The 12,728-nt window shown below is 64.5% G+C and carries 6 protein-coding genes and 4 pseudogenes; 3 read left to right on the top strand and 7 right to left on the bottom strand.

What is annotated here, in order from left to right:
- Positions 1–628, bottom strand: a pseudogene (locus tag HMPREF2581_RS31850) (hypothetical protein); the annotation flags it as partial.
- Positions 629–957: 329 nt separating this feature from the next.
- Between HMPREF2581_RS31850 and HMPREF2581_RS09570 the strand changes: the two are divergent.
- From HMPREF2581_RS09570 to HMPREF2581_RS09580, 3 pseudogenes are all read left to right on the top strand, one after another.
- Positions 958–1,532, top strand: a pseudogene (locus HMPREF2581_RS09570) (recombinase family protein).
- Positions 1,513–3,086, top strand: a pseudogene (locus HMPREF2581_RS09575) (IS481 family transposase); the annotation flags it as partial. The pseudogenes HMPREF2581_RS09570 and HMPREF2581_RS09575, both read left to right, overlap by 20 nt.
- A 16-nt stretch (positions 3,087–3,102) precedes the next feature.
- A pseudogene (locus HMPREF2581_RS09580) lies at positions 3,103–3,636 on the top strand (AAA family ATPase); the annotation flags it as partial.
- A 356-nt stretch (positions 3,637–3,992) separates the two neighbouring features.
- On the opposite strand, the gene moaA reads toward HMPREF2581_RS09580, so the two are convergent.
- From moaA to HMPREF2581_RS09610, 6 genes are read right to left on the bottom strand one after another with little or no spacing between them, the layout of a single operon-like run.
- The gene (moaA, locus tag HMPREF2581_RS09585; RefSeq protein WP_003092949.1) at positions 3,993–4,982 is read right to left on the bottom strand and encodes a GTP 3',8-cyclase MoaA; all 990 of its coding nucleotides are present in this window, start codon (positions 4,980–4,982) and stop codon (positions 3,993–3,995) included.
- 56 nt (positions 4,983–5,038) lie between these two features.
- A complete protein-coding gene (locus tag HMPREF2581_RS09590) occupies positions 5,039–5,857 on the bottom strand; it encodes a peptidylprolyl isomerase (RefSeq protein ID WP_003137788.1) in 819 nt (272 codons plus the stop codon).
- A gap of 54 nt (positions 5,858–5,911) precedes the next feature.
- On the bottom strand, positions 5,912–6,595 hold the full coding sequence (gene narI / locus HMPREF2581_RS09595; protein WP_003092953.1) for a respiratory nitrate reductase subunit gamma: 684 nt from the start codon (positions 6,593–6,595) through the stop codon (positions 5,912–5,914).
- A gap of 2 nt (positions 6,596–6,597) precedes the next feature.
- Complete coding sequence (gene narJ, locus HMPREF2581_RS09600; RefSeq protein WP_003092956.1) at positions 6,598–7,338, bottom strand: nitrate reductase molybdenum cofactor assembly chaperone; 741 nt, start codon at positions 7,336–7,338, stop codon at positions 6,598–6,600.
- Between the two features lie 5 nt (positions 7,339–7,343).
- Positions 7,344–8,885 carry a nitrate reductase subunit beta gene (gene narH / locus HMPREF2581_RS09605; RefSeq protein ID WP_003092958.1) on the bottom strand — a complete coding sequence of 514 codons (1,542 nt, stop codon included), beginning with the start codon at positions 8,883–8,885 and terminating at the stop codon, positions 7,344–7,346.
- Between the two features lie 11 nt (positions 8,886–8,896).
- Positions 8,897–12,682, bottom strand: a complete 3,786-nt coding sequence (locus HMPREF2581_RS09610; protein WP_003092960.1) for a nitrate reductase subunit alpha — start codon at positions 12,680–12,682, stop codon at positions 8,897–8,899.
- Positions 12,683–12,728 lie beyond the last annotated feature (46 nt).

The raw sequence follows: 12,728 nt of genomic DNA on the forward strand, positions 1-12,728 counted from the left end.
TCGGCACCGAGCTGTTGAGTGACCTGCTGGGCTTGCGCCTCCATTGACCGGGCTTTACTCTCCAGTTCTTGAGACGTTTGTTTCAAGATAGCGATTTGCGCCTTACACTCATATGTCGATCAAGGAACTCTCCATAGAACTTTCGACTGGCTAGCAACTGATTCTGGTACATCGCCTCTGACTTCTGAGGAAAGTCTGAAGCCGTATAAAGATTGGCCGGGCGATCCTCAATGGCCTTTAGCGATTCTGCTTTGGCATCCATGAGTGCATCAACGATACTCTTTTCATCGCGGATGTCATTGGCACTGACCGCTTTAACTGGCAACCCCGCTTCACTCTTGAGTTCATCTACCTCCTTCAAGGTTTTATTCTTCAGGTTTTTCTTTAGTTCTGAATGGGACTTATCAAGAGTATCTCTTAGCCTCCTGTACTCTTGCATTCCAGGGCCAACATACGGGCTTGGTCCTGGCGGGACAAATGGTGGAGTACCGTAGCTTGACCGACCTGGAATGTACTGGATTATGTCTAGCCCACTAGCCTGTACATGCGTAATAACCATCGACCCAGGCTCGTAACCATTATCATTTCCTCTGGTCACGACAAGTGGTGGCGCACTATTATTTGTCATGAATGGCTTTCCTATCGAAAGAGTTGAACCAATATATTTACAGAACCTTCTTGAGCGATGCAGTAGTAGGTAGAAAATGCACGGCAATAGGCCGGCCAGATGCGGCAATCAACTGCAATATCTCAGTTTGAAGCTCTACGATGGTTGCACTCCATTCTTCCCTTTGCGGTATCGCTCCGTTCGTGGAAGCGTCCATCAGACGACCGTTTTCTGGACGCCAGCCTCGTTCCCCTTGGCCGCCCCCAGAAGCCGCGTACTTTTAGTCCAGTAACGATTTCTCGCTTTCAAAATTCACCTATGCTGCCTTTCGCGCATTTCTGGACGAAATCATACTGATTGGGTACGTGCGCATTTCCACCGACGATCAACTACTGGACCTGCAACGCGATGCGATGGCCAAGGCGGGTTGCGAGCGAGTGTTCGAAGACACTGCAGCGGCGCCAAGGCCGATCGAATCGGCCTGGCCGCGCTTCTCGCCAATCTAAAGCGGGGCGACACGGTGGTGGTCTGGCGGCTGGACCGGCTTGGCCGCTCGATCAAGGACCTGATCTACCTGGTCGAGCAATTGGAGGATGCCGGCGTGGGTCTGAAGAGACTCCAGGAGAACATCGACACCACATCCACCGGAGGGCGTTTGGTTTTCCACCTCTTTGCCGCGCTAGCCGAGTTCGAGCGCAACCTGATCAGTGAATGCACCCATGCGAGACTATCTGCAGCACGTGCTCGCGGTCGGCTGGGCGGCCGCAAGAAACGCCTGGATCCCGCCAAGCGCAAAGTCGCCCTGAAGCTCTATCACGAGCGCCAATACACCGTGGTGGAGATCTGTCGGATGATGGGAATCGGCCGCTCGACGCTCTACAACTACATCACCGAGGCAGAACGGAATGCCCACCAGCAGGCGTAAGGCCATTCCCGTCGATTCGCTGCTGCAACTGCGGCAGCGCCTGGATCACTTGCCGAAGAAGAGCCCGGAGCGGGCCCGTCAGGTGGCCCTTGTAGCTGAACTGTACGGCGTTTCCTCCAGTACGGTCTATCGCGCCCTGGTCCTTCTGCACAGGCCTAGGCAGCCCACCGCTCCGACCAGGGCAAGCCCCGCGTCCTGCCCCAGGCGGAACTGGAGCGCTACTGCGAACTGATTGCGGCGTTGAAGCTGCGCACCACCAACAAGCAGGGGCGGCATCTATCTACACACCGCGCCATTGAGCTGCTGGAAGAGTACGGTGTAGAAACTGACCGGGGCCTCATTGTTGCCCCAAGAGGCGTACTCCACAGACCCACCGTCAACCGATATCTATCACATTGGCGATTAAGGCCTGCTCAACTGTCCCGGGAGCCAGGCGCAACTCGGTTCCAGGCTGAGCACAGCAACGATTGTTGGCAGTTCGACATGTCGCCGTCGGACCTCAAGCATATTGAGCATCCGCGGTGGATCGATCCCGCCAAGGGCGAACCCACCCTGATGCTGTTCAGCGTGGTGGATGACCGCAGCGGTGTGGCCTACCAGGAATACCACTGCGTTTATGGTGAGGATGCGGAGACGGCACTTCGTTTTCTGTTCAACTCGATGGCGCCGAAAGCGGACCCGAGTTTTCCCTTTCAGGGCCGGCCCAAGCTGATCTATCTGGACAACGGTCCGGTGGCCAAGCGTCGCGTTTTCCAGAGCGTCATGCGGGCGCTGGGCATCGAGTGGCAGACACACATCCCTGCCAGCAAGGATGGAACGCGCACCACGGCCCGCTCGAAAGGCAAGGTCGAACGTCCTTTCCGCACAGTGAAGGAAGCCCACGAGACCCTGTACCACTTCCACAAGCCGGAAACCGAAGCCCAGGCCAACGAGTGGCTGTTGCGCTACCTAGTGCGCACCTACAACCAGCAGACACATCGTGCCGAACCCCTTTCACGGATCGAGGACTGGATCACCCATGTGCCAACAGAGGGGATCCGTGAAATGTGCTCATGGGATCAGTTCTGCCGCTTTGCTCGGGAGCCCGAGCGGCGCAAAGTCGGGCCTGATGCCCGAATCACCACCGACGGTACCGCGTACGAGCTTGAGCCAGAGATGGCCGGCGACTACGTCGTGCTGCTCTGGGGGCTGTTCGACGATGAGCTGCATGCCGAGTTCGATGGCGAGCGGTTCGGTCCTCACTACCCGGTGTCCGGCCCCATTCCGCAGCACCGCTACCGGGCTTTCAAGCGCAGCAAGGCAGACGAGCGCTCGGCTCGTATCCGATCTCTCGCGGACCAGTTGGGGCTGCCGATCGCGGCGCTTTCCGGGGAAGATGTACGACTAGAGCCCGGTTCTACTGACTCGACGCTCCCCATCCAGCCCTTCGTTTTCGAGCCCCAGGAATCCCGCATTGCGGCCAAGCCGGCTATCGCCGAGGAACTGGCAATGCCGCTGGCCAAGCTTTCAATGGATGACCGCGCCTTCATCGACCAGGTGCTGAGCGAGACCCTGGCTACGGACTGAGCCCCCCTCGAATCAGGCGGGCTATTTCGAAACCACCCATCATCAGCAGTTGATGAGAGACATCCGCGGCGCCATCTTCGAAGGCCGGCTGATCGCCCTGTGGGGTGTGATCGGCAGCGGCAAGACGGTGATGCTGCGTCGTTTGTAGCACCTGCTGGAAGAGGAAAAGAAAGTCACGGAGTCCAGATCGATGGCCATCGAGAAGCACAACATCAAGCTGGCCACCTTCATCGCCGCGCTCTTCTATGACCTTTCCACCCAGAAACAGGTACGCATTCCCACCCAGATCGAAAAACGGGATCGCGAACTGTACGAACTGGTAAAGAAGAGCAAGCGCCCCGTGGCCCTGTTCGTTGATGAAGCCCATGATCTCAATGGCCATACCTTGACCGGTCTGAAGCGACTGCTCGAACTGGCCGAAGACGACAGCGGCCGGCGACGCTTGTCCATTGTCCTGGCTGGCCATCCCAAGCTGTGTAACGATCTGCGCCGCCCCACGATGGAAGAAATTGGTTACCGCACCGACATTTTCGAGTTGCAGGAAAAGATGCAAAGTGCCGGATTACAGGTATGAGCGTCAGTCGCAAAGAGCCTGAGCCCGCGGTAACGGATTGCAAGCCCGGCGCACGGATTGCAAGCTCGCTCGCAATTAATGTGAGCCCGCCCCCACCGTCAGTCACAGATAATCTGAGCCCAAAATCGCGCTGATTGCGAGCCCGCCGGTTTTCGACTGCAAGCCGCTACAGCTATGTGATCGCGCGCAGCTCCAGCGACGGTTATGCCGTGATGTTTTCCTGGGGTGAGCTGTACAGCAGCGAGACCCTGCTGGCCTACCAGAAGAGCGGCCTCGCCCTGGCCCCTGGCGAAGGCCCGCTGGCTACGCCCTGAGTCGCCTCAGCCGCCGCTCATGTTCATGAAGCGCAGCACCTGCACCTCGCCGGCGGCGCTGAATTCATGGCGCGCCGGCTTGCGCTGGAGCGCCTCGCCGATCGCTTCCAGCAACGGCCCGTCGTGCAGCGGGTGGCGGCGCAGCAGCGCGCGCAGGTCGAGCGAATGCTCGTGGCCGAGGCACAGCAGCAGGCGGCCCTCGACGGTCAGGCGCAGGCGGTTGCAGGTGGCGCAGAAGTTGTGCGAGTGCGGCGAGATGAAGCCGATGCGTGTCTGCGGATGCTCGACCAGGCGCACGTAGCGCGCCGGCCCGCCGCTCTGCTCGGCGCTGTCGAGCAAGGCGTGGCGCTGGGCGATCAGCGCGCGTACTTCGTCGCTGGAGCAGAAGCTCTCGCCACGTTCGCGGCCGACCTGGCCAAGCGGCATCTCCTCGATGAAGCTGATATCCAGGCCGCGGGCGATGGCGAAGTCCACCAGCGCCGGCACCTCATCGGCGTTGCGCCCCTTCATCACCACCGCGTTCAGCTTGATCCGGCGGAAACCGGCGGCCTGGGCGGCGTCGATGCCGGCCAGCACCTTGTCCAGCTCGCCGTTGCGGGTGATCGCCCGGAAGCGCAGCGGATCGAGGGTGTCGAGGCTGATGTTGAGACGCGACAGGCCGGCGTCGTACAACGGCCGGGCGTAGCGCACCAGTTGCGAGCCGTTGCTGGTCATGCACAGTTCGCGCAACCCCGGCAGTGCCGCCAGGCGCTCGCACAGGCCGACGATGCCGGGCCGCACCAGCGGCTCGCCGCCGGTCAGGCGCAGCTTGCGCACGCCGCCGGCGACGAACAGCCGGGCGACCCGCTCGATCTCCTCCAGGGTCAGCACCTGCTGGCGCGGCAGGAAGCGCATGTCCTCGGCCATGCAGTAGACACAGCGGAAGTCGCAACGGTCGGTGACCGACAGGCGCAGGTAGTCGATCTGTCGGCCTTGGCCATCGATCCAGTCGGTCATGTCCTGGGTACTCCGATTGATGTGCGGGAGGAAGAGGGAAACAACGGCGCCGAAACCTATTGCACCAGCGCCCCATCCGCGCCCCCGAAGGCGAAGCCCTCGATGCAGGCGTCTCCCGCCAGCACGCCGATGTACTGCCCCACGGCCCGCTGCAACACTTGCGCTTGCAGGTGCGCGGCGATTTGCGCGCGGGCCGCGTCGAAGTCGAGCGGCTCGCCGCCCTCGCGCCCCAGCAGTTCCACCACATGCAGGCCATAGCGGCTTTCCAGCGGATGCTCGAGCAGCCCGGGCGCGCGGCGCAGCAGGCGCTTCTCGAATTCGGGGACGGTCTGCCCCGGCTCGATCCAGCCGAGGTCGCCGCCCGCCTCCTTCGACGGACAGGCGGAGAAACGCCGGGCCAGGTCGACGAAGCGCTCGGGATGCCCGCGCAACTCGTCGAGCAGCTCCGCGGCCTGCTTGCGCGCCGTCTCGCGGCCTTCCAGGTCGTCCGGCGCGCAGGCCAGCAGCACATGGCGCAATTGCAGGCGCCAGGGGCCGAGCAGGCGCCCCGGATTGGCCGCGTACCAGGTCCGGCAGGCGTCTTCGTCGGCTTCCGGGACCTGCACCTCTTCCTCCAGCAATTGGCGGATGCGCGCTTCCTCCGGCGTCTCGCCGTCTTCGCAGCGGGCCTCGATGCCCAGCGCGTCGGCCCGTTGCAGGAGCAACTGGCGGACGATCAGCGCACGGCAGGCGGCCTCCAGCGCCAGCGCGTAGCTGTCCGCCGGGTGGTATTGCAGCTCGCGGGCCAGCAGGTCTTCGCCGATGGCCACGCCGTTGACCTTCAGTTGCGGCAGTTCGACCTTCTCGACGCGTTCTTCGTAGTGGGAGCAACTCATGATCGATCACCTCGGTTCGGCGGGCCGGCGCCGGATGCGCCGGCCGCGCAGGGTTCAGGCAGGACGTTTCTGACGCACGATCTGGTAGCGCCGGCCCAGGTACCACACCGGCGCGCTGACGATGTGCACCAGGCGGGTGAAGGGGAACAGCACGAACAGGGTCAGGCCCAGGCCGACGTGCAGCTTGTAGACCAGGCCCACCGGCGCGATGGCTTCGGCCGCCGCCAGCGGACGCAGGGTGACGATGGCCTGGGCCCAGTCGGCGAGCATCACCATCACCGAGCCATCCATGTGATGGGTCGAGGCGACGATGGTGGAGAGGCCGAGGATCAGCTGGGCGTAGAGCACCAGCAGGATCATCAGGTCAGAGGCGTTGCCGGTGGCGCGCACCCGCGCGTCGGTCAGGCGGCGCAGGATCAGTCCGCTCAGGCCGATGAAGCAGAGCACGCCGAAGAAGCCGCCGGAGACCATCGCCAGCAGTTGCTTGTTCTCGGTGCTGATCAGGTGGTGGTAGACCGAGGCCGGGGTCAGCAGGCCGACGAAGTGGCCGGCGAGGATGAACAGCACGCCGACGTGGAACAGGTTGCTGTATACCCGCATGCCCTTCTTGCTGAGCATCTGGCTGGAACCGGCCTTCCAGGTGTACTGCGAGAGGTCGAAGCGCGCCCAGCTGCCGACCAGGCAGATCAGCAGCGCGACATAGGGATAGATCCCGAAGAACAGAAGATTGGTCGACATGCTCAGACTCCTTCGCGGGCCGCGCGGTACTGCATCTGCGGTACCGGCTGGGCGACCCATTGCAATGGTTGTTCGGTGGACGCCGTCGGACGGCGGCCGCTGCTCGACGGGCAACCGCCGGCAGGGTCGGTGAAGCTCACCGGGGTTTCCTCCCAGGCCCGGTCGATGGCCTCCAGGCTGTCGTCGCGCTGTTCCTGGGCCTGGTCGCGACGCAACGCGCCGAGGTCCGGGCGCTCGCCGCCGAGTTCCAGCAACGCCTCGAAAATCGCCGCGTAGGCGCTGCCGCGTTCCTCCAGGCGCAGCGCCAGCAGGCCGAGGATGTGCGCCACTTCGGCGAGCCCTTCGCTGGCCGCCGCGAACGGCAGCAGCGACAGGTATTCGAGGTACAGCGGCAGGTAGTCCGGCAGCTCCGGTACGTCGATCTGCAGGCCGGCCCCGGTATAGCGGTCGAGCAGGTCGACCATCGCCTGGCCACGGTCGCGGCTCTCGCCGTGGACGTGCTCGAAGAGCAGCAGCGAGACCGAGCGGCCGCGCTCGAAGAGACCGTCGTAGCGCGCCTGGACGTCCAGCAGGTCGCCCTGGCAGAGCTCGTTGAGCAGCGCCGCGAGGCCGTCGCGCAGCGCTTCCGGCAGTTCGCAGGTGCGGATCAGCGCATGCAGGCCGAGGCTCTCCTCGCGCAGCTCGGCGCGTGGATAGTCGAGCAGCAGGGCGAGCAGGCGGAACAGTTGGCTGTGATCGTTCATGGCGCTCACTCCTGGATCTGCACGACCTGGATCACGTCGCGGCGGTTGGTCGGCTTGCCGCCGAACAGGTTGACGGCGGAGTTGCTGCCGCCGGAACAGCCGTTGCCGAAGCTGAAGCCGCAGCCGGAACGCTCGGCGAAGGCATCGGAAAGCGCTTCCTCGCGGTGCGCGCTGGGGATCACGAAGCGATCCTCGTAGTTGGCGATGGCCAGGTAGCGGTACATCTCCTCCACCTGCTCCACGCTCAACCCGACCTTGGCCAGCACCTCCAGGTCCTGGCGGCCTTCGACGTGCTCGGCGCGCTTGTAGGCGCGCATCGCCAGCAGGCGCTTGAGCGCCAGCAGCACCGGCGCGGTGTCGCCGGCGGTGAGCAGGTTGGCCAGGTACTGCACGGGGATGCGCAGCGACTCCACGTCCGGGATCACCCCGTCGCTGCCGATGTGCCCCTCGGCGGCGGCGTTCTGGATCGGCGACAGCGGTGGCACGTACCAGACCATCGGCAGCGTGCGGTATTCCGGGTGCAGCGGCAGGGCCAGCTTCCAGTCCATCGCCAGCTTGTACACCGGCGACTTCTGCGCCGCCTCGATGACGCTGTCGGCCACCCCGTCCTTGCGCGCCTGGGCGATCACCGCCGGGTCGAACGGATCGAGGAAGATCTCCAGTTGCTTCTCGTACAGCTCGCGCTCGTTCTCGCAACTGGCCACTTCGTGGATGCGGTCGGCGTCGTAGAGCAGCACGCCGAGGTAGCGGATGCGCCCGACGCAGGTCTCCGAGCAGACAGTGGGCTGGCCGGCCTCGATGCGCGGGTAGCAGAAGATGCACTTCTCGGACTTGCCGCTCTTCCAGTTGAAGTAGATCTTCTTGTACGGGCAGCCGGAGATGCACATCCGCCAGCCGCGGCACTTGTCCTGGTCGATCAGGACGATGCCGTCCTCCTCGCGCTTGTAGATCGCCCCGCTCGGGCAGGACGCCACGCACGCCGGGTTCAGGCAGTGCTCGCAGAGGCGCGGCAGGTACATCATGAAGGTGTTCTCGTACTCACCGTAGATGTCCGCCTGGACCTGGTCGAAGTTCTTGTCCTTGCGCCGCTTGGCGAACTCGGTGCCGAGGATCTCCTCCCAGTTCGGGCCCCACTCGATCTTCTCCATGCGCTGCCCGGAGACCAGCGAGCGCGGGCGCGCCACCGGCTGGTGCTCGGCCTTGGGCGCGGTATGCAGGTGCTGGTAATCGAAGTCGAACGGTTCGTAGTAGTCGTCGATCTCGGGCAGGTCCGGGTTGGCGAAGATGTTCGCCAGCACGCGGAACTTGCCGCCGATGCGCGGGCGGATCGAACCGTCCGCCGCGCGCACCCAGCCGCCCTTCCACTTCTCCTGGTTTTCCCATTCCTTCGGGTAGCCGATCCCGGGCTTGGTCTCGACGTTGTTGAACCAGGCGTACTCCATGCCTTCGCGGCTGGTCCAGACGTTCTTGCAGGTGATCGAGCAGGTGTGGCAACCAATGCACTTGTCGAGGTTCAGCACCATGCCGACTTGCGAACGAATTTTCATGGCGTCTCTCCTCAAATGTCCTGGGGCAGCGGTTGCGGCAGGGCGTCGCCGCCGAGTCCGCCGTGGCGGGGTTCGTCCAGCCAGTCGACCTTGCTCATCTTGCGCACCACGACGAACTCGTCGCGGTTGCAGCCGACCGTGCCGTAGTAGTTGAAGCCCCAGGCCTGCTGGGCGTAGCCGCCGATCATGTGGGTCGGCTTGAGCACCACGCGGGTCACCGAGTTGTGGTGGCCGCCACGGGTGCCGGTGGTCTCGCTGCCGGGTACGTTCACGATGCGTTCCTGGGCGTGGTACATCATCACCATGCCGTCCTTGACCCGCTGGCTGACCACCGCGCGGCAGGTCGCCGCGCCGTTGGCGTTGAACACCTCGACCCAGTCGTTATCGACGATCCCGGCCTTGGCCGCGTCGTGCTCGCTGAGCCAGATGATCGGACCGCCGCGCGACAGGGTGAGCATCAGCAGGTTGTCGCTGTAGGTGGAGTGGATGCCCCATTTCTGGTGCGGGGTGATCCAGTTCAGGGTGATCTCCGGGTTGCCGTTGGGCTTCCTGTTCAACAGTTTCTCGGTGGTCCGGGTGTTGACCGGCGGCCGGTAGCTGACGAAGCCTTCGCCGAACGCCTGCATCCACGGGTGGTCCTGGTAGAACTGCTGGCGACCGGTGATGGTGCGCCACGGGATCAGCTCGTGGACGTTGGTGTAGCCGGCGTTGTAGCTGACGTGCTCGTCCTCGAGGCCGGACCAGGTCGGGCTGGAGATGATCTTGCGCGGCTGCACCTGGATGTCGCGGAAGCGGATCTTCTCGTCTTCCTTGGGCAGCGCCAGGTGGGCATGCTCGCGGCCGGTGATCTTCGACAGCGCTTCCCAGGCCTTGACCGCGACCTGGCCGTTGGTTTCCGGAGCCAGGGCGAGGACCACCTCAGCGGCGTCGATGGCGCTGTCGATGCGCGGGCGGCCCTGGCTGACGCCGCTCTCGACGACGCGATGGTTGAGGTCGCCGACCAGCTTCACTTCCTTCTCGGTGTTCCAGCCGATGCCCTTGCCGCCGTTGCCCAGCTTGTCCAGCAGCGGACCGAGCGAGGTGAACTTGCGGTAGACGTTCGGGTAGTCGCGCTCGACCAGGTGCAGCGTCGGCAGGTTGCGTCCCGGCATCGGCTCGCACTCGCCCTTCTTCCAGTCATGGCCGTCGCCGCCGAACGGCTGCGCCAGCTCGGTGGGGGTGTCGTGCAGCAGCGGCACCGTGACCAGGTCCTGCTCCACGCCGAGGTGGCCTTCGGCGACGGCGGAGAACTTCTTGGCGATGGCCTTGTAGATCTCCCAGTCGCTCTTGGCTTCCCAGGCCGGATCGGTGGCCGCCGACAGCGGATGGATGAAGGGGTGCATGTCGGAGGTGTTGAGGTCGTCCTTCTCGTACCAGGTAGCGGTCGGCAGGACGATGTCCGAGTACATGCAGGTGGAGGACATGCGGAAGTCCAGGGTGGTGACCAGGTCGAGCTTGCCCTCGGCACCGTCGTCAACCCAGTCGACCTCGGTGGGACGCGGACCGCCGGCCTTGCCGAGGTCATCGTTCATCACCCCGTTCTTCGCCCCGAGCAGGTACTTGAGCATGTACTCGTGGCCCTTGCCGGAGGAGCCCAGCAGGTTGGAGCGCCAGATGAACATGTTGCGCGGGAAGTTCTGCGGATCGTCCGGCGATTCGCTGGCGAAGCGCAGGCCGCCGCTCTTCAGTTCGCGCACCACGTAGTCGGCGACCGGCAGGCCGGCGGCCTCGGCCTCGGCGGCGATGCGCAGCGGGTTGCGGTTCAGTTGCGGCGCCGACGGCAGCCAGCCGAGGCGTTCGGCCTGGATGTTGTAGTCCAGGGCGTGTTCGGCGAAGCGGCTGGCGTCGGCCAGCGGCGACAGCACCTCGTGCATCGACAGCTTCTCGTGGCGCCATTGCGAGCTGTGCAGGTAGAAGAAGCTGGTGCCGTTCATCTGCCGCGGCGGCCGGCTCCAGTCCAGGCCGAAGGCCAGCGGCGCCCAGCCGGTCTGCGGGCGCAGCTTCTCCTGGCCGACATAGTGCGCCCAGCCGCCGCCGCTCTGGCCGATGCAGCCGCACATCATCAGCATGTTGATGACCGCGCGGTAGTTCATGTCCATGTGGTACCAGTGGTTCATCGCCGCGCCGATGATCACCATCGCCTTGCCGCGGGTCTTGTCGGCGCTGTCGGCGAACTCGCGGGCGACCTGCGTCGCGCGCGCCGCCGGAACGCCGGTGATGCGCTCCTGCCAGGCCGGGGTATAGGGCGTGTCGGCGTCCTCGTAGGAGGTCGCCACGTTGTCGCCGCCCAGGCCGCGGTCGATGCTGTAGTTGGCCATCTGCAGGTCGTAGACGGTGGCCACCCGCAGGCGCTTGCCGTCCGCCGCGACGATCTCGCGGAACGGCACCCGGCGCAGCAGTACCTCGTCGTTGGCGACGCCCTTGAAGTGCGGGTGCTCCTGCCCGGCGAAATACGGGAAGGCCACCTCGCAGGCATGTTCCGGGCCATCGAGCAGCGACAGTTGCAGGCGCGTCTGGTCACCGCTCCTGCCGTCCAGCTCGGCGATGTTCCACTTGCCTGACTCGCCCCAGCGATAGCCGATGGCGCCGGTGGGCGAGACCAGCCCGCCGCTGCGCTCGTCGTAGGCGATGGTCTTCCACTCGGGGTTGTTGTCCTGGCCGAGGTTGTCCGCCAGGTCGGCGGCGCGCAGGTAGCGGGTCGGCTTGAACGCGCCGCCGGCGTGTTCTTCCAGCAACACCAGCATCGGCATGTCGGTGTACTGGCGGCAGTAGTCGACGAAGTAGGCGCTCGGCCGGTCGAGGTGGAATTCCTTCAGGATCACGTGACCGAAGGCCATGCCCAGCGCGGCGTCGGTGCCCTGCTTGGGGTTGAGCCAGAGGTCGGTGAGCTTGGCCACCTCGGAATAGTCCGGGGTGATGGAGACGGTCTTGGTGCCCTTGTAGCGCACCTCGGTGAAGAAGTGCGCGTCCGGGGTCCGCGTCTGCGGCACGTTGGAGCCCCAGGCGATGATGTAGCTGGAGTTGTACCAGTCGGCCGACTCCGGCACGTCGGTCTGCTCGCCCCAGATCTGCGGGCTGGCCGGCGGCAGGTCGCAGTACCAGTCGTAGAAGCTCAGGCAGACCCCGCCGATCAGCGACAGGTAGCGGGCGCCGGCGGCGTAGCTGACCATCGACATGGCCGGGATCGGCGAGAAGCCGATCACCCGGTCCGGACCGTAGGTCTTGGCGGTGTAGACGTTGGCCGCGGCGATGATCTCGGTGACCTCGTCCCAGCTGGAACGGACGAAGCCGCCCAGGCCGCGCTGGCTCTTGTAGCTCTTCGCCTTGGCGGCGTCCTCGACGATGCTGGCCCAGGCGTTCACCGGGTCGCCGTGCTGCGCCCGCGCCTCGCGCCAGAGCTTGAGCAACGGCTTGCGCACCTTCGGGTACTTCAGGCGGTTGGCGCTGTAGATGTACCAGGAATAGCTGGCCCCGCGCGGGCAGCCGCGCGGCTCGTGGTTGGGCAGGTCCGGACGGGTGCGCGGGTAGTCGGTCTGCTGGGTTTCCCAGGTGATCAGGCCGTTCTTCACGTAGATCTTCCAGGAGCAGGAGCCGGTGCAGTTCACCCCGTGGGTGGAGCGCACGATCTTGTCGTGCTGCCAGCGCTGCCGGTAGGCACCTTCCCAGGCGCGGCTCTCGTTGCTGGTCTCGCCGTGGCCATCGGCGAATTCGCCCTGCTTCTTCTTGAAGAACTGCAGGCGGTCGAGCAGGTGACTCATCTTGATCTCCTCACCCGGTCTGTGCCGGGCGTTACAACGCTAATCA

It is taken from the genome of Pseudomonas sp. HMSC057H01 (genome assembly GCF_001836405.1).
GTDB classification, from domain to species: domain Bacteria; phylum Pseudomonadota; class Gammaproteobacteria; order Pseudomonadales; family Pseudomonadaceae; genus Pseudomonas; species Pseudomonas aeruginosa.

Bases quoted from the DNA above. Each gene is read 5' to 3' on its own strand.
- moaA (WP_003092949.1), bottom strand. From the start codon at position 4,982: ATGACCGACTGGATCGATGGCCAAGGCCGACAGATCGACTACCTGCGC.
- narH (WP_003092958.1), bottom strand. From the start codon at position 8,885: ATGAAAATTCGTTCGCAAGTCGGCATGGTGCTGAACCTCGACAAGTGC.
- HMPREF2581_RS09610 (WP_003092960.1), bottom strand. From the start codon at position 12,682: ATGAGTCACCTGCTCGACCGCCTGCAGTTCTTCAAGAAGAAGCAGGGC.
- narJ (WP_003092956.1), bottom strand. From the start codon at position 7,338: ATGAACGATCACAGCCAACTGTTCCGCCTGCTCGCCCTGCTGCTCGAC.
- narI (WP_003092953.1), bottom strand. From the start codon at position 6,595: ATGTCGACCAATCTTCTGTTCTTCGGGATCTATCCCTATGTCGCGCTG.
- HMPREF2581_RS09590 (WP_003137788.1), bottom strand. From the start codon at position 5,857: ATGAGTTGCTCCCACTACGAAGAACGCGTCGAGAAGGTCGAACTGCCG.